The organism is Janthinobacterium sp. GW823-FHT01H08, assembly GCF_058797855.1.
The window spans coordinates 6,068,021-6,085,905 of sequence record NZ_CM179504.1; the positions used below are offsets into that span (position 1 = coordinate 6,068,021).

11 protein-coding genes, 2 tRNA genes and 2 rRNA genes are annotated in these 17,885 nt (G+C 59.3%); 5 read left to right on the forward strand and 10 right to left on the reverse strand.

What is annotated here, in order from left to right; translation table 11 throughout:
* Window positions 1-83: 83 nt before the first annotated feature.
* Window positions 84-449 carry an acyl-CoA thioesterase gene (locus tag AC3RCG_RS27315; protein WP_226939493.1) on the forward strand — a complete coding sequence of 122 codons (366 nt, stop codon included), beginning with the start codon at window positions 84-86 and terminating at the stop codon, window positions 447-449.
* Between the two features lie 21 nt (window positions 450-470).
* Entirely contained in the window at window positions 471-2,063 is a 1,593-nt protein-coding gene (locus AC3RCG_RS27320; protein WP_121670646.1) for an alkaline phosphatase D family protein, read from the forward strand.
* Here the strand turns inward: AC3RCG_RS27320 and AC3RCG_RS27325 are convergent.
* On the reverse strand, window positions 2,060-2,926 hold the full coding sequence (locus AC3RCG_RS27325; RefSeq protein ID WP_070311535.1) for a LytTR family DNA-binding domain-containing protein: 867 nt from the start codon (window positions 2,924-2,926) through the stop codon (window positions 2,060-2,062). The genes AC3RCG_RS27320 and AC3RCG_RS27325 overlap by 4 nt on opposite strands.
* Window positions 2,927-3,081: 155 nt before the next feature.
* Here AC3RCG_RS27325 and AC3RCG_RS27330 point away from each other — a divergent pair, with 155 nt between their 5' ends.
* Entirely contained in the window at window positions 3,082-4,254 is a 1,173-nt protein-coding gene (locus AC3RCG_RS27330; RefSeq protein ID WP_492402078.1) for an acyltransferase family protein, read from the forward strand.
* On the opposite strand, the gene AC3RCG_RS27335 is transcribed toward AC3RCG_RS27330, so the two are convergent.
* The 4 genes from AC3RCG_RS27335 to AC3RCG_RS27350 form a co-directional block, all read right to left on the reverse strand.
* The gene (locus AC3RCG_RS27335) at window positions 4,251-5,933 is read right to left on the reverse strand and encodes a long-chain-fatty-acid--CoA ligase (protein WP_492402077.1); all 1,683 of its coding nucleotides are present in this window, start codon (window positions 5,931-5,933) and stop codon (window positions 4,251-4,253) included. The two genes, AC3RCG_RS27330 and AC3RCG_RS27335, sit on opposite strands and share 4 nt — an antisense overlap.
* Before the next feature lie 54 nt (window positions 5,934-5,987).
* A complete protein-coding gene (locus tag AC3RCG_RS27340; RefSeq protein ID WP_099411285.1) occupies window positions 5,988-7,670 on the reverse strand; it encodes a long-chain fatty acid--CoA ligase in 1,683 nt (560 codons plus the stop codon).
* A gap of 276 nt (window positions 7,671-7,946) precedes the next feature.
* Window positions 7,947-8,996: an aminopeptidase gene (locus AC3RCG_RS27345; RefSeq protein ID WP_492402076.1), complete on the reverse strand. Its 1,050-nt coding sequence runs from the start codon at window positions 8,994-8,996 to the stop codon at window positions 7,947-7,949.
* 1 nt (window position 8,997) lies between these two features.
* Window positions 8,998-11,073 (reverse strand): molybdopterin-containing oxidoreductase family protein, encoded by a 2,076-nt coding sequence (locus AC3RCG_RS27350; RefSeq protein ID WP_492402075.1) that lies wholly within the window; start codon window positions 11,071-11,073, stop codon window positions 8,998-9,000.
* A gap of 206 nt (window positions 11,074-11,279) precedes the next feature.
* On the opposite strand from AC3RCG_RS27350, the gene AC3RCG_RS27355 reads away from it, so the two are divergent.
* On the forward strand, window positions 11,280-12,473 hold the full coding sequence (locus AC3RCG_RS27355; protein WP_070311541.1) for a M20 aminoacylase family protein: 1,194 nt from the start codon (window positions 11,280-11,282) through the stop codon (window positions 12,471-12,473).
* Between the two features lies 1 nt (window position 12,474).
* Here AC3RCG_RS27355 and AC3RCG_RS27360 read toward each other — a convergent pair whose 3' ends face one another.
* Window positions 12,475-13,377, reverse strand: a complete 903-nt coding sequence (locus AC3RCG_RS27360) for an NAD(P)-dependent oxidoreductase (RefSeq protein ID WP_492402358.1) — start codon at window positions 13,375-13,377, stop codon at window positions 12,475-12,477.
* A gap of 88 nt (window positions 13,378-13,465) precedes the next feature.
* On the opposite strand from AC3RCG_RS27360, the gene AC3RCG_RS27365 reads away from it, so the two are divergent.
* Window positions 13,466-14,038: an acyloxyacyl hydrolase gene (locus tag AC3RCG_RS27365; RefSeq protein ID WP_227742064.1), complete on the forward strand. Its 573-nt coding sequence runs from the start codon at window positions 13,466-13,468 to the stop codon at window positions 14,036-14,038.
* Window positions 14,039-14,307: 269 nt separating this feature from the next.
* Here the strand turns inward: AC3RCG_RS27365 and rrf are convergent.
* The 4 genes from rrf to AC3RCG_RS27385 form a co-directional block, all read right to left on the reverse strand.
* A 5S ribosomal RNA gene (gene rrf / locus AC3RCG_RS27370) occupies window positions 14,308-14,420 on the reverse strand.
* Between the two features lie 140 nt (window positions 14,421-14,560).
* A 23S ribosomal RNA gene (locus AC3RCG_RS27375) occupies window positions 14,561-17,434 on the reverse strand.
* Window positions 17,435-17,681: 247 nt separating this feature from the next.
* Window positions 17,682-17,757, reverse strand: a tRNA-Ala gene (locus AC3RCG_RS27380).
* 27 nt (window positions 17,758-17,784) lie between these two features.
* Window positions 17,785-17,861: transfer RNA gene (locus AC3RCG_RS27385), tRNA-Ile, on the reverse strand.
* Window positions 17,862-17,885: the final 24 nt, after the last annotated feature.

Here is a 17,885-nt window from a genome sequence, read left to right on the forward strand (position 1 = left end):
AATAAAAGATGAGCACCTCCCCAGACCGTCCCGACAACTGCCTCGCCTCCGGCCTGCCCGCCGGAAAAATGCCGGAATTGCGCATGATGCCCGCGCCGTCCGACGCCAATGTGTACGGCGACGTCTTCGGCGGCTGGATCATGGCGCAAGTCGATATCGCCGGCTCCCTGCCGGCCACGCGGCGCGCCAACGGCCGTGTCGCCACCATCGCCGTCAATTCCTTCGTCTTCAAAAATCCCGTCTTCGTCGGCGATCTGCTGTCCTTCTACGCCGACATCGTCAAGGTGGGCAATACCTCGATCACCGTCAATGTCGAGGTGTATGCCGAGCGCAACCGCCTGCAGGCCTGCATCGTAAAAGTCACGGAAGCGACCCTGATCTACGTGGCGACGGACTCCGACCGCAAGCCGCGCAAGGTGCCGCCGATCGAGACCTTATTGGCGTCTTGATTGTCGTAATCATTCCACACCATGGATAGCCAGCGCCGCATCTTCTTGCTGAGCGCTGCGCGCATCACGGCGCTGGCCGCGGCCGGCACTGTGCTGTCCGGTTCCAGCGCCGGCGCCGCCACGCGCCTGAACGGCACGGCTTATCCGTTTGCGCTCGGCGTCGCTTCCGGCTCGCCCTTGCCCGACGCCGTCGTGCTGTGGACGCGCATCTGCTACGACCCGCTGCACGCAGCCGCCACGCCCGCCATCGCCCTGAACGTGCGCTGGGAAGTGGCCGAAGACGAGGCTTTCCGGCGCATCGCCGCCAAGGGGCAAGCGACGGCCATGCCGGCCCTCGCGCACAGCGTGCACGTCGACGCGGGCGGTCTGGCGCCCGGACGCTGGTACTGGTACCGCTTCATGCTGGGCGACGCCGTCAGTCCCGTGGGCCGCACGCGCACGGCGCCCGAGCCCGCCTCCATGCCTGCCTCGCTGAAACTGGCCGTCGCCTCATGCCAGCACTGGGAATTCGGCGCGTATGGGGCGCACCGGCACATCGCGGCGGCGGCGCCCGACCTCGTGGCCTTCCTCGGCGATTACATTTATGAGTGGGGGCCGTACCAGCTGCAGCACCCGGACCGGGCCGTGCGCACGCATGAAAGTTTTACCTTGGACGAGTACCGCGCCCGCTATGCGCAATACAAGAGCGACCGCGACTTGCAGGGCGCGCACCTGGCCGCGCCGTGGATCGTCACCTGGGACGACCATGAAGTGGCCAACGACTACGGCAACGACCGCGACGAGTTGCTCACGCCCACCTTCCTGCAGCGCCGCGCGGCCGCCTACCAGGCGTTTTATGAACACATGCCGCTGCGCCTGCTGCCGCTGGGGCGTCGCGGCTTTGTCGACATGCGCATCTACCAGCGCTACGACTGGGGCCGGTTGGCACGCTTCCACGTGCTCGATGACCGGCAATACCGCGCCTACCACGCCTGCGCCAGACCGGGCCGTGGCGGCTCCAATTCCGTCACCACGCGCAACTGTCCCGACTTGCTCAAACCCGACCGCACCATGCTGGGCGAGGAACAGCAGCGCTGGCTGCAAGCCGGTCTCGATGATTCCCCGGCGCGCTGGAATATCCTGGCCCAGCAAACCCTGATGGCGCAATCGAGCCAGGTGCCCATCGTGCGGCCCGGCGACGAGCGCGTCTGGACCGATGGCTGGGACGGCTATCCCATGGCGCGCCAGCATCTGCTCGACGCCTTGCGCAGCAGCAAGGCCAGCAATCCGCTGGTGTTGTCGGGCGACGTGCACACCTTTTATGCGACGGAACTGAGCCGCAACGCCATGCGGCCCACCTACAAGGATAATCCCGTGCTGGCGACCGAGTTTTGCGGCACCTCGATCACGTCGAGTTCCCGCCCGCAGGCGCGCACCGACCAGTACGTGGCGATGAACCCGCACATCCGCTACGGACGCAGCGACAAGCGCGGCTATATGTTGCTGGAGATCACGCCAGAAAAAAGCACGGCTCTGTTCCAGGGCCTGGAAAATGTACGCGACAGCACATCCGGCATCGCGACATTGGCCAGCTTCACCGTGCAGGACGGCAAGGCGGGCCTGCAACGCAGCTAAGCTACGCTTTTCAAGGCGTCGCGGTAACGCCGGCTGACGGGCACTTCGCCGCCCGTGGACAGCACGGCGCGCGCGTCGCCCGATTCCAGCGGTATGATGGCCTGCACGAAATCGAGGTTGACGATATAGCTGCGGTGCACGCGCACAAAGCGCTTGCCGTCGAGGCGGCGCTCGATGGCGGCCATGGTCGAACGCAGCGGGTAATCGTGCCCGCGCACATGCAGGTTCACATAGTTGCCCCAGGCTTGTATCCATTCGATCTCAAGAGCAGGCAACAGAAAATCCTTGCCCAGCTTGCGCACCAGAAACCGCTCCGGCTGCTGCACCGGTTCCACGGCGGGCCCTTCATCGGGCTCGCCCAGCAAGGTCGCCTCGCCTTGCCAGCGCATCAGCAGCAACTGGTAAAAGCCCACGGCCAGCAGGACGAGGAAGTAAGCACGCACATCTTTCAGGTATTCATACGGCAACTCGCGCCACCAATGACCGAAATCGTAATCGCTGCCGGCGCTCCAGTACGCCAGTTTGCGCAAGGCCACCATGGCCGCCACATGCACCAGGCTGTAGGCGACCGACGCGGCCAGGTGCCAGCGCAGGTTCTGGCGCTGGAACACCAGGTGCAGCGGCCGGTACTGTCCCGCCAGCACGACCACGGGCACCAGCGCCAGCAGCACCAGATTGCTGCTCCACTCCCACACGGCCACTTCCCAGAATGGCGTATTGACGCCGGCGCGCCGCAGGTCCAGCCAGACCAGCCAGCTGTTGACGCTGGCCTGCAGCAGATACAGCACGATCCAGAATCCCGGCTCGGCCACGCGGCGCCAGCGTTGATAACGTTGCAACAGGTCAGTGGAAGCGATATGCATGGTTTCGGGGCTTGAATGAGTTACATGATTGTAAGGTCCCACACCCGTCCCAGGCGATCCATTCGTCCCAGCCAGCCGTCCGCTGGTCCCATTTCGCTGGCACGCTGCCCCGTCGCTGCCTATGCTGTGGTTTCCTTCACCACTCGCCCACGATCATGACCATAGCCTCCCGCCGTCACGATATCGACGCCTTGCGCTTTCTCGTCTTCAGCCTGCTGATTGTCTATCACACTGCCCTGCTGTACATGAATGGATGGCACTTTCACATGCACAGCAGCTACGCCACCGATGCCTTGAACATGCCGCTGATCTTCCTCAACCGCTGGCGCATGGAAATCGTCTTCCTCATCTCCGGCGTCTCGTGCGCCATGATGACGCAGGCCTCGCGCGGCGCCTTCCTGTGGCGCAGGACCAAGCGGCTGCTGCTGCCGCTGCTGTTCGGCATGGCCGTCATCATTCCCATCCAGCCGTATTGCGAAGGGGTCAGCAAGGGCCTGGTCGAGCCTGGATATGGGCAGTTCCTGCTGCATTACTTTGGCGGCCATGCCTGGCCGGCAGGCGCCTTCGATGGCTGGCAATATGGCTTTACCTGGAACCACCTGTGGTATCTCGTGTACTTGCTGCTGTACATCATCGTACTGGTGGCGCTGCAGCCGCTGCTGACGGCGCTGCGCCCCCGGTTCCAGCGCTTGCACGGCTGGCGTCTGCTGGTCCTGCCTGCCCTGCCACCCTTGGCGGCAATGGTCTTCCTCAAAATGCGCTATCCGGAAACCCATGCGCTGGTGCGCGACTGGTATGCGCACGCCATGTATTTCACGCTGTTCCTGTATGGCTGGTGGCTGGGCAATGACAAGGGATTGTGGGCGGAACTGGCGCGCTTGCGCTGGCATACGCTGTGGCTGGGCCTGGGCGCGTTTGCCGTGTATATGTTTTTCGACCAGATATATTCGGAAAACCTGCTGACCTGGGCCTCGTTCGGCTCCTGGCCCATGCGTAATCTGTACATGTGGCTGGCCATCTGCGCCATCCTGGGCTGGTCGCACACCTTGCTGAATAAACCTTTTGCCTGGCTGCCATGGGCGCGCCAGGCCGTGTTTCCCTGGTACCTACTGCACCAGAGCGCGATTATCCTGCTGGCTTACTGGCTGGTGCCGCTGAAGCTGAGTCCCGTGCTGGAACCGCTGCTGATACTGGCTGGCACGGTGGCGACTTGCTGGTTGGCAACGTCGCTGCTGATCAGCAAAGTGCACTGGCTGCGCCCCTGCTTCGGCCTGCCCGCCAGGCCACGGCAAGCCGTAGCGGCGGACACGGCCTTGGCGGCGAATTAAGCTACTTTCTTTTCGTCGCGCAATTGACGGCGCAAGATCTTGCCGACATTCGTCTTCGGCAATTCATCGCGGAACTCGATGTATTTCGGTTTCTTGTAAGCCGTCAATTCATGTTTGCAATGCTCGCGGATCTGCTCCACCGTCAGGTTCGGGTCCTTGCGCACGACAAACACTTTCACGGCTTCGCCCGCGTTGGCGTCCGGCACGCCGATGCATGCGCATTCGAGCACACCAGGGCAGGACGCGACCACGTCTTCCACCTCGTTCGGATACACATTGAAGCCGGAGACGATGATCATGTCTTTCTTGCGGTCTACGATTTTTACATAGCCGCGCTCGTCCATGACGCCCACGTCGCCCGTCTTGAAGTAGCCGTCGGCCGTCATCGACTTGGCCGTCTCGTCCGGACGCTGCCAATATCCCGCCATCACTTGCGGGCCGCGCACGGCGATTTCGCCCGGCTCACCCAGCGGCACTTCCACGCCGTCATCATTCAGAATCGCCACTTCCGTCGACGGGAAAGGCAAGCCGATGGTGCCCGTGAATTCCGTGATATCGACGCGGTTGCCCGTCACCACGGGTGATGTTTCCGACATGCCATAGCCTTCGATCAGCGGGCAGCCCGTCAGTTTCAGCCAGCGTTCGGCCACGTTGCGTTGCAAGGCCATGCCGCCGCCGTTGCACACTTTGTAGCTGGAGAAATCGAGCTTGGCGAAGTCCGCATTGTTCAGCAGCGCGTTGTACAAGGTATTGACGGCCGGGAAGACGACGATCTTGTGCTTGCTCAATTCCTTGACGAAACCAGGGATGTCGCGCGGGTTGGGAATCAGCACGCACATGCCACCCAGGCGCATGCCCATCAGGGCGCTGACCGTCAGCGAGTAGATGTGATACAGGGGCAAGGCGCACATGAATCCCATCGAAGTGGCGCGCATTTCAGGCGTCATCACGGGCGCCATCCACGCCTCGTTTTGCAGTACGTTGGCAATCACGTTACGGTGCAACAGCATCGCGCCTTTTGAGACGCCCGTCGTGCCGCCCGTGTATTGCAGGAAGACGATATCGTCATGCCCCTGCTGCACCGGCGTCAGGCTCAAGCGTGCACCCTCGGCCAGCATCTTGTTGAAACTGATGGCGTTCGGCAAGGAGAACGCAGGCACCATTTTCTTGATCTTGCGCACGACGAAGTTGACGATGGTGCCCTTCACGCCGCCCAGCAAGTCGCCCATGGTGGCCACGATCACGTGCTTGACTTGGGTATGCGGCAACACCTGTTCGACCGTCGTGGCGAAGTTTTCCAGCACGATGATCGCTTCGCTGCCCGAATCGACCAGCTGGTGCTGCAGTTCGCGCGGCGTGTACAGCGGATTGACGTTCACCACCGTGTAGCCGGCGCGCAGGATCGCCGCCATGGCGACCGGATATTGCAGCACGTTCGGCAGCATGATCGCCACGCGCGCGCCCCGTTGCAGCCCCTTGCTTTGCAGCCAGGCGCCCATCTGCAGTGACAACTGGTCGAGCTCGCGGTAGGTCAGGAATTTATCCATGCACACGAAGGCATTGCGGTCCGCATATTTCTGGAACGACTCTTCCAGCAAATGCGTGACGGAACGGTATTGCGTGCAATCAATCTCTGCGGGCACGCTGTCCGGGTACGACTTCAACCAAATCTTGTCCATCTCGCCTCATCTTTATCTGTAAAAGGGATGCGCCTCCTGGCGCATCCACACTGTTTATGCTGCTATCTTCGATTCATCGCGCAAGGCGCGACGCAAAATCTTGCCGACGTTGGTCTTCGGCAGTTCATCGCGGAATTCGATGTATTTCGGCCGCTTGTAGCCCGTGAACTGCTCCTTGCAATACGCGGCCAGCACGGCCTGGGTCAGGTTCGGGTCCTTGCGCACGACAAATACTTTCACGGCTTCGCCCGAGTGTTCATCGGGCACGCCCACGCACGCGCATTCGAGCACGCCCGGATGGGCCGCGATGACGGCTTCGACTTCGTTCGGATACACATTGAAGCCGGAGACGAGAATCATGTCTTTCTTGCGGTCCACGATCTTCACGTAGCCGCGCTCGTCCATGATGCCCACGTCGCCCGATTTAAAATAGCCGTCCGGTGTCATGACCTTGGCCGTTTCATCGGGACGGTTCCAGTAGCCGCTCATCACTTGCGGGCCACGGATGGCGATCTCGCCCGTCTGGCCCAGCGGCACTTCCTTGCCGTCATCGTCGAGGATGGCGATATCGGTCGACGGAATCGGCAAGCCGATGGTGCCGGAGAACGCCGTGCTGTCAGCGCGGTTGCAGGTAGCGACAGGCGAGGTTTCCGACAAGCCATAGCCTTCGATGATGGACACGCCCGTCACCTGCAGCCACTTGTCGTTGACGGCTTGCTGCACCGCCATGCCGCCGCCATTGGCGATCTTCAAGCCCGAGAAATCGAGCTTGGCAAAATCGGGATGGTTGACCAGCGCGTTATACAGCGTATTGACCGCAGGCAGCAGGTTGAACTTGTATTTTCCCAGTTCCTTGATCAGGCCCGGGATATCGCGCGGATTCGGGATCAGGATATTCAGGGCGCCCACGCGCGTGCCCCACATGGCGCAAGCCGTCAGGGCAAAGATATGGTACAGCGGCAGGGCGCAGACGACGATCATCTGTTCCTTGCTGTTCTGGTCGAGCGCCGCGCCCGACCACGCTTCGCTTTGCAGCACATTGGCGATCACATTGCGGTGGCTCAAGGTCGCGCCTTTCGACACGCCCGTCGTGCCGCCCGTATATTGCAGGAAAGCGGGATCGTTGATGCTCAGCTCGACGGGCGTGAGCTTCATGCGGCTGCCCAGCGCCAGCGCCTGCTTGAAACGCATGGCGTTCGGCAAGGAATACGCGGGCACCATCTTCTTGACGTTGCGCACGACAAAATTGACGATCATGCCCTTCAAGCCGCCGAGCATTTCGCCCATGCTGGCGACGACGATGTGCTTGACGGCCGTCTTGCTCAATACTTGCTCGACCGTATGGGCAAAATTTTCCAGCACGATGATCGCTTCGCTGCCCGAATCGTTGAGCTGGTGCTCAAGTTCGCGCGGCGTATATAAAGGGTTGACGTTGACCACCGTGTAGCCGGCGCGCAGCACGGCCGCGATCGCGACCGGATACTGGAGCACGTTCGGCATCATCAGGGCCACCCTGGCCCCCTTCTTCAGCCCACGGCTTTGCAGAAAGGCCCCCAGCTGGCGCGAATAGGTATCGAGTTCGGCATAGGTGAGAAATTTGTCCATGCAGACATAGGCATTGCGATCCGCATATTTTTGAAACGCTTCTTCCAGCAAATGCACCAGCGAACGATATTGATCAGGATCGATGTCGGCGGGGACGCCGGGAGGATACGACTTCAGCCAAATTTTTTCCATCCTGTGCCTCTTGTCTCGAATAATCGTGGGGGAGCCGGCGCATCTTGCCGACGCGGATCATCGCTGCGGATTCTGTCGTCCTGCAGTCAGTTTGAGCATTCTGACGAGCAATTGCTCTATGCTACTAATGCGATGCTATCGGGCGCCGCGCTTCCATGCAAGCGCTTTCAACAGTATTCGAGCAGCAACTCTAAGGCCTTTTTATGCTGCGTTGCAGCATGATAAATACGCTGTTACCGAATCGCTTGCCTCGGCGTACTGGACAATCTTTACGGGTCAGGGGCTGGACAATTGTTCCAGCGCATGCCTGCGCTCAGGCTTCTTGATCTGGGCCATTGTGTGCACTGCAGCATAAAAAGCACGAAAGTTCTTTTTTTCTTCCAGCAATTTTTTAAAGGCAGGCAAAAATTCATTGTAGGTAGACACCGATGCCAGGTGCGCATTGCTCAAGGGCTGCTCGAACCAGCGGTCGTAACCGGCAAAACCGCCCCAGTTTTGCTTGAGCACCTGATACGCGTCTTGCAATGCTGCAAACACCTGCGCCTTGCGCGCGCGCTTGTCCGCATCGCTGGCGTCGCTCGCATACACGGCGTCCAGCTTCCCCCGGTATGTCAGCAGCAAGGCCAGAAAATCCTGGCGCCGCGCCGCGTACTGAGCGTAGGCCGCGCGCATCGCGTCATTGCCCTCGCGCGCCAGCCAGCGCTGCACGCCCGCCTCTTCCACGGCGCTGGCAAACGATTCGTTGAAGGCCGAATCGCCGGGCACGTACACCACCTGGTGCGCCAGTTCATGGAAAATCAGGCGCGCCAGTTCCGCATCGTTGTAGTTGATAAAGGTCGACAGCAGGGGATCGTCGAACCAGCCCAGGGTGGAATACGCGGGCACGCCGCCCACCTGCACGTCGTAATGCTGGGCGCGCAGCTCGTCGGCATACGCGAGCGCCTCATCCTTGCTGTAATAGCCGCGGTAATTCACGCAGCCGGCGATGGGAAAACACCATTGCAGCGGCTGCAGCGACAATTCCGGCGTGGCCACCACGTTCCACAGCACGAATGGGCGCCGCAGGGCCGCGTAATTCTTGTAGCTGCCATTGTCCGGCAAATCCAGTTCGCTGACGGCAAAGCGGCGGATCTGCTGCGCCTTGGCCAGGCGCATTTTCAGGCGCGGTTCGGTGGCCGGGTCATCGAGCCAGGCATCGACGGGGCGCGCGCCGGACCACAGCGCATATTGCCCCTGCGCCGCTTGCGTGTAGTAGCGCAGCTGCGTGCAGCCGCCCAGCGGCAGGCACAGCATGCCGACAAGCAGGCGGGCCGGCCAGCGGGCCATGTCAGGCAACCTTTTCCACTTCGACCAGCGTGTCATAAAAGGTGGGTGCGCGGCCCATGTCCGTCAGGCGCTGGCTCGTCACTTCATTGGCGTTCTTGCCGTCGCTGGCGAGCTTTTTCCACCACACGGACAAGCCCACCACCAGGCCACGTCTCGCCTTGTCCGTGACCCTGGCCTTGGCGACAAAGCTGCCACGGTCATTGAAGATGCGCACCATGTCGCCGGCCGCGATGCCGCGCGCGGCACAATCGTCCGGGTGGATGTCGAGGTGCGGCTCGCCCTCGGCCGCGCGCAGGCTTTTCACGTTCACAAAAGTGGAATTGAGGAAGTTGCGCGCCGGCGGCGAAATCATGGCCAGCGGGAAACGCGCCGCCAGCGCGGGATTGCTCGCTGGCGATTCGTGCGGCGCAATGTAGGTCGGCAAGGGATCGAGTCCCGCCTGCGCCATGGCGCTGGAATACAACTCGCACTTGCCCGATGGCGTGGGGAAACCACCCTCGGCAAAGGGCGCCTCGGGCATGGCCAGCTTTTGCCAGCCCGTGCGTTTCAGCGATTCCCAGTCGAAATGCACGGCACGGGCATCCGTCGCATCGAAGGCCTTGGCCGCCAGCGCATCGTCGCTTTCCTGGAAGCACGGGTCATCAAAGCCCATGTGTTGCGCCAGCAGGCGGAAGATTTCCGTATTCGCCTTCGCTTCGCCCAGCGGCGCCACGGCCGCATTGTTCGCCATCATGTACAAATGGCCGTAGGTGGAATGCGCATCGACGTGTTCCAGCTGCGTGGTGGCGGGCAGCACGATGTCGGCGTAATCGACGGTATCGGTCTGGAAGTGCTCGAGCACGACCGTAAACAAATCTTCGCGGGCAAAACCCTGCGCCACTTTCGACGAATCGGGCGCCACCGCCAGCGGATTCGAGTTGTAGACGATCACGGCCTCGACTTGCGGGCCGAACTCGGGCGACGTGGTTTTCAGCAGATCGTCGCCGATGGTGCTCATGTTGATGGTGCGCGGCGTGCCTTTCAATAAGTCGGGGCGCTGCAAGGCCTTGCGGTTGACGGGGAAGGAACCCGAGCTCGACAGCTGCATGCCGCCGGCCGGATGGCGCCAGGCACCCGTCAGGGCCGGCAGGCAGGCGATATTGCGCACGGCCATGCCGCCGCCATGCACGCGCTGCACGCCATAGTTGGCACGGATGGCGGCGCCCTCGCCGGAACGGCAAGCATGGCCGTACAGGCGCGCCAGTTCCACCACTTCCGTGGCCGTGATGCCGCACACCTCGGCCGCGCGCTCGGGCGGCCACGCCAAAGCGCGCTGTTTCAAGGCATCGTAGCCGACCGTGTAGCGTTCGATGTAATCATGGTCGACCAGGTCTTCGGTGATCAAGACATGCATCAAACCCAGCGCCAGGGCCGCATCGGTGCCCGGCAGCAAAGCGATATGCTGATGGCATTTTTCTGCCGTCAGCGAACGGTAAGGGTCGATGGCGATCAGGGTGGCGCCGTTGCGCTTGGCCTCTTGCGCGCGCATCCAGAAGTGCAGGTTCGAGGCGATGGGATTGCCGCCCCAGATGATGATCAATTTCGCGTTCTGGAACTGCTCCAGGTCCGTACCGATGCTGGCGCCCACCGTGTAGCGGTAGCCCGTGGCGCCGGCCGAGGCGCAGATGGTGCGGTCCAGCAGGGAAGCGCCGAGCTGGTTGAAGAAACGCGAAGACATCGATTCGCCCTGCACCAGGCCCATGGTGCCGCAGTAGCTGTACGGCAAGATCGCCTGCGGATCGCGCGCGACGATCGGTTTCAGGCGGGCGGCGATGGTCTGCAATGCTTCTTCCCAGCTGATGCGCTCGAACTTGCCTTCCCCCTTCTTGCCCACGCGGCGCAGCGGATGCAGCAGCCGGTCCGCATGGTAGGTGCGTTCCGTGAAGCGCGATACCTTGGTGCACAGCACGCCAGCCGTGGTCGGGTGGTCGGGATCGCCCTTGACGGCGGTGGCCACGCCATCGGTCACGGTGACCAGCAAGGCGCAGGTATCGGGGCAATCGAGCGGGCAGGCGGCGCGCACTTGGGTGGTGGTCATCGGGTAATCCAAAAACGTTGGGGGAAGGCGATACTGTAAACCATTCCGCGCGCTTGCTGTTGGCGTCAGGGCAAGCTGGTCCGTGCGCTGGATTTACCCCGCAAACAAGGGCTACAATGCATTATTAGCCGCGTCTGTTTTTGATCAAACAAGCGCGGTCCGGCGCGCCATACATTGCTGCGTGCCAGCATCCACAGGAGAGTCCCATGAAACTAGTTGATCCGATCTTGGCGTTTCAATCCGAACTGCAAGGTATCCGCCGCGACCTGCATGCGCACCCCGAGCTGTGCTACGAAGAACAGCGCACCTCGGACGTAGTCGCCGCCAAACTGACGGAATGGGGCATTCCCGTGGTGCGCGGCCTGGGCCGCACTGGCGTGGTCGGCATCATCAAAAATGGTACGTCGACACGCGCCATCGGCCTGCGCGCGGACATGGATGCCTTGCCCATGCAGGAAATGAATACCTTCGAGCATGCCTCGCGCCACCCGGGCAAGATGCACGCCTGCGGCCACGACGGCCACACGGCCATGTTGCTGGGTGCCGCCCATTACCTGGCGCAGCACCGCAACTTCGATGGCACGGTCTACCTCGTCTTCCAGCCGGCGGAAGAAGGCGGTGCCGGCGCGCGCGAAATGATAGCAGACGGCTTGTTTACCCGCTTTCCCATGGATGCCATCTACGGCATGCACAACTGGCCGGGTGCGGAAACGGGCACCCTGAGCGTGGTGGAAGGCCCGATGATGGCGTCCAGCAATGAATTCCACGTCACCGTCAAGGGCAAGGGCGCGCATGCGGCCCAGCCCCACAAGGGCATCGATCCCGTCATGGTGGCCGTGCAAATCGCGCAAAGCTGGCAAACCGTCATCACGCGCAACAAGAGTCCGCTCGACACGGCCGTGCTGTCGATCACGCAAATCCATGCGGGCAGCGCCACCAATGTGATTCCCGATGACGCGAGCCTGGTCGGCACCGTGCGCACCTTTACCACGCCCGTGCTGGACCTGATCGAAGAGCGCATGCGCGACATCGCCGTGCACACGGCCGCCGCATTTGGCGCCGAAGTCGAGTTCCACTTCAAGCGCAACTATCCGCCGCTGGTCAACCATGCGAAGGAAACGGCGTTTGCCGTCGACGTGATGAAAAGCGTAGTGGGCGCGGACAAGGTCAACGCGAATGTCGAACCAACGATGGGCGCGGAAGATTTCGCGTTTTTCCTGCAGGAAAAGGCCGGCTGCTACATCTTTATCGGCAATGGCGATGGCGAGCACCGCGATGGCGGCCACGGCCTGGGACCGTGCGTCTTGCACAATGGCAGCTACGACTTCAACGACAATCTGCTGCCGATCGGCGCCAGTTTCTGGGTCAAGCTGGCCGAAGCGAGCCTGCCCGTCGCTTGATTCAGCTCAGCTTATCCGGACCAGTGCCCAAACGCTGACCCGGATTCAACGCTTCCAGGGCCAGCAAGGCCGCCGCATGGTCTGCCGTCGGGTGGCTGGTGGCGAGGGTTTCATAGCGCTGCGTCACCAGTTGCGTCACCGGCAAGGTGACGTGGGCCGCCTCGGCCGCGGCGAGGATGTTGTGCATATCCTTGATCTGGCTCTTCACCTGGCCACCGGCAACAAAGTTGCGCTCCAGCATGCGCTGGCCATGCACCTCCAAAATCTTGCTCTCGGCAAAACCGCCACGAATAGCGGCGCGTACGGCGCTCGCATCGGCGCCGGCCGCCTGGGCCAGCAGCAAGGCTTCCGCCACGATAGTCAATGTCGCGCCGACGATCAGCTGATTGCACAGCTTGGCAACCTGGCCGCTGCCGGCCGGCCCCACCAGAGTCGGGCGCCCCATGGCCGCCAGAATCGATTCAACCCGCGCGTAATCGCTGGCACTGGCGCCGGCCATGATGGCCAGGGTACCCGCCTGCGCTCCGCCGACGCCGCCCGACACGGGCGCATCGATGAAGCCATGGCCAGCGGCGTGCACAGTGGCATGGAATTGCTGGGCTTCTGATTGTCTGGTGGAGCTCATGTCGATCCAGATCGCGCCAGTTGCCAGGGCCGGCAGCGCTTCTTGCAGCACCTGCGCCACGATGGGACCGGCTTCCAGCATCGAGATGACCACGTCCGCGCCATTGACCGCCTCAGCCACGGAAACGGCCGGCTGCGCCCCTGCCGCACGCAGGACTTCGGCCTTGCTGTGCGTGCGATTCCAAATTGTGACAGAATATCCAGCGCGTAGCAGGCACCGGACCATCGGATCCCCCATCAGACCGATACCAAGAAATGCGATTTTTGTAGAGAATGTCAATTGAACCCCTGAGATCAACAAGTGGCGAGAGCGGCATGCAAAGCAAGGTGCCTGTACAAACAAGACAAGCCTAACGGCCAATTTTACGATGAAAGCCTCTATGTTCTTCAAGAAGAATCTCCTCAAATCCATCGCCGCCGTTACCGCGCTGATGGCGGCCAACGCCGGCTTTGCCGCCGACGACAAACTGATCGACTCCGTCTACGGCGAATATGCCAAGGGCGTCAAAGTGCAGATGTTGCGTGCTGGTGTGACCTCGAACTGGGATAAAGCCTGGTTTGTATCGAATGGCACGCAGCTGAGCGGTTACTGGGATGCCAGCATCGGCGGCTGGGATGGCAAGAGCTATCGCAACGTCCCTGGCCAGCATCAAAAACTGTGGGACCTGGGCTTTACCCCTGTCTTCCGCTTTGAAAACACTAACAAGCTGGGCTTCTACGCGGAAGGCGGCATTGGCGTGCACATGCTGTCCAAGCTGTACGATAACGACGATAACCGCCTGTCGACCCACTTCCAGTTCGGCGACCATATCGGCATCGGGTATGTCTTCAATAACAAATGGGAAGTCGCTGCGAAAATCCAGCATTTCTCGAACGGCGGCTACAAGAAACCGAACAGCGGCGTCAATTACATGAACGTCAAAGTCGCTTATCACTTTTAATTGGTTTGATAAATGACAAAGGCAGCGCGCAGCGCTGCCTTTTTTTCGTCTGTTGCATTGGCAGCTGATGAACAGCCGGGGTCAGACCCTCCATGCCGCAAACTCAGGAGCTTGTGCTGTCGCCATGGGGGTCGGCGTAGGTCGGCTTAGCGCCGCGCGCGTAAGCCGACAGCCACCGACACAAAAGCACAGACGAAAAAAAACCCGACCATTGCTGATCGGGTTTTTCTCAAGAAACCACAGCCAAAGGCTGTTGCTTCAAATAACAAGCCTGACGATAACCTACTTTCACACTGGTTGCAGCACTATCATCGGCGCAAAGTTGTTTCACGGTCCTGTTCGGGATGGGAAGGGGTGGGACCAACTTGCTATGGTCATCAGGCATAACTTGTACCGGCGTTTGTCTCCTGTAGGACGACAAGGCCATGAATCTGGAAGAAGCAAAGATTGGGGGTAATGAATTGGTGTATCAACACACACGCAACGTTGTACCGTCTTATCCTCTGTACCTGCTAAGGTTATAGGGACAAGCCGTACGGGCAATTAGTACTGGTTAGCTTAATGCATTACTGCACTTCCACACCCAGCCTATCAACGTCCTGGTCTCGAACGACCCTTCAAAGAGCTCAAGGCTCTGGGAAATCTCATCTCAAGGCAAGTTTCCCGCTTAGATGCTTTCAGCGGTTATCTCTTCCGAACTTAGCTACCCGGCAATGCCACTGGCGTGACAACCGGTACACCAGAGGTTCGTCCACTCCGGTCCTCTCGTACTAGGAGCAGCCCCCTTCAAATTTCCAACGCCCACGGCAGATAGGGACCAAACTGTCTCACGACGTTTTAAACCCAGCTCACGTACCACTTTAAATGGCGAACAGCCATACCCTTGGGACCGGCTACAGCCCCAGGATGTGATGAGCCGACATCGAGGTGCCAAACTCCCCCGTCGATATGAACTCTTGGGAGGAATCAGCCTGTTATCCCCAGAGTACCTTTTATCCGTTGAGCGATGGCCCTTCCATACAGAACCACCGGATCACTATGTCCTACTTTCGTACCTGCTCGACTTGTCAGTCTCGCAGTTAAGCACGCTTATGCCATTGCACTATCAACACGATGTCCGACCGTATCTAGCGTACCTTCGAACTCCTCCGTTACACTTTAGGAGGAGACCGCCCCAGTCAAACTGCCTACCATGCACTGTCCCCGATCCGGATAACGGACCAAGGTTAGAACCTCAAACAAACCAGGGTGGTATTTCAAGGTTGGCTCCACGAGAACTAGCGTCCCCGCTTCAAAGCCTCCCACCTATCCTACACAGATTGGTTCAAAGTCCAATGCAAAGCTACAGTAAAGGTTCATGGGGTCTTTCCGTCTAGCCGCGGGTAGATTGCATCATCACAAACATTTCAACTTCGCTGAGTCTCGGGAGGAGACAGTGTGGCCATCGTTACGCCATTCGTGCAGGTCGGAACTTACCCGACAAGGAATTTCGCTACCTTAGGACCGTTATAGTTACGGCCGCCGTTTACTGGGACTTCAATCAAGAGCTTGCACCCCATCATTTAATCTTCCAGCACCGGGCAGGCGTCACACCCTATACGTCCACTTTCGTGTTTGCAGAGTGCTGTGTTTTTATTAAACAGTCGCAGCCACCAGTTTATTGCAACCCTTTCACCCTTCTGGAGTAAACCAGTCAAGCTACCGGGGCGTACCTTTTCCCGAAGTTACGGTACCAATTTGCCGAGTTCCTTCTCCCGAGTTCTCTCAAGCGCCTTAGAATACTCATCTCGCCCACCTGTGTCGGTTTGCGGTACGGTCTCGTATGACTGAAGCTTAGAGGCTTTTCTTGGAACCACTTCCGATTGCTTCGTGAATAAATTCACTCGTCCCATCCCCTTGAATCCTGCGCCCGGATTTGCCTAAGCGCCTTCTATGAGACAGAAACTGACTATTCCAACAGTCAGACAACCTTCCGCGATCCGTCCCCCCATCGCATCATACGACGGTGCAGGAATATTAACCTGCTTCCCATCAGCTACGCATCTCTGCCTCGCCTTAGGGGCCGACTCACCCTGCTCCGATGAACGTTGAACAGGAAACCTTGGGCTTACGGCGTGGAGGCTTTTCACCCCCATTATCGCTACTCATGTCAGCATTCGCACTTCTGATACCTCCAGCATCCTTTACAAGACACCTTCGCAGGCTTACAGAACGCTCTCCTACCATATGCTTACGCATATCCGCAGCTTCGGTGACTGGCTTAGCCCCGTTACATCTTCCGCGCAGGACGACTCGATCAGTGAGCTATTACGCTTTCTTTAAATGATGGCTGCTTCTAAGCCAACATCCTGACTGTTTTAGCCTTCCCACTTCGTTTTCCACTTAGCCAATCTTTGGGACCTTAGCTGGCGGTCTGGGTTGTTTCCCTCTTGACGCCGGACGTTAGCACCCGACGTCTGTCTCCCAAGCTCGCACTCATCGGTATTCGGAGTTTGCAATGGTTTGGTAAGTCGCAATGACCCCCTAGCCATAACAGTGCTCTACCCCCGATGGTGATACTTGAGGCACTACCTAAATAGTTTTCGGAGAGAACCAGCTATTTCCAAGTTTGTTTAGCCTTTCACCCCTACCCACAGCTCATCCCCTAATTTTTCAACATTAGTGGGTTCGGACCTCCAGGGCGTGTTACCGCACCTTCATCCTGGCCATGAGTAGATCACTTGGTTTCGGGTCTACACCCAGCGACTGATCGCCCTATTCGGACTCGATTTCTCTACGGCTTCCCTATGCGGTTAACCTTGCCACTGAATGTAAGTCGCTGACCCATTATACAAAAGGTACGCAGTCACGGAACAAGTCCGCTCCTACTGTTTGTATGCACACGGTTTCAGGATCTATTTCACTCCCCTTCCGGGGTTCTTTTCGCCTTTCCCTCACGGTACTGGTTCACTATCGGTCGATTACGAGTATTTAGCCTTGGAGGATGGTCCCCCCATATTCAGACAGGATGTCACGTGTCCCGCCCTACTTGTCGTACGCTTAGTACCACCGGTCCGATTTCACATACGGGGCTATCACCCGCTATGGCTCCTATTTCCAGAGGATTCTGTTATCGGTCCGACTATCACGTACAGGCTCTTCCCATTTCGCTCGCCGCTACTTTGGGAATCTCGGTTGATTTCTTTTCCTGCAGCTACTTAGATGTTTCAGTTCGCCGCGTTCGCCTTGCATACCTATGTATTCAGTATGCAATACCCTAAAAGGGTGGGTTGCCCCATTCGGAAATCTGCGGATCAAAGTGTGTTTGCTCACTCCCCGCAGCTTATCGCAAGCTACTACGTCCTTCATCGCCTGTAATCGCCAAGGCATCCACCATGTGCACTTATTCGCTTGTCCCTATAACGTTAGCCTCTTCATTCTTTCAAACGAAAAGAGCGCTACAGGGATAAGAAAGTACAACGTTGTTGCTTGTTTGTTGATACATACAATCATTACCCATCGATCTGCGTTTTACGGCAAACCGATCAATAAATAATCTTTACTTCTTCCAGATTGTTAAAGAACGAAACAGCTTTGATCGCTAAAAGATCAAACCTAAACCACAGTCTTGTTGACCGGCTTACGTTTGCACTTTCAAAGTACTTGGTGGAGGATGACGGGATCGAACCGACGACCCCCTGCTTGCAAAGCAGGTGCTCTCCCAGCTGAGCTAATCCCCCAGGATATTTCTACGACTCGGGTCTTACTGGTAGGGCTGGTTGGACTCGAACCAACGACCCCCGCGTTATCAACACGGTGCTCTAACCAGCTGAGCTACAGCCCCAACGCGGAACTTCTACGACTACTG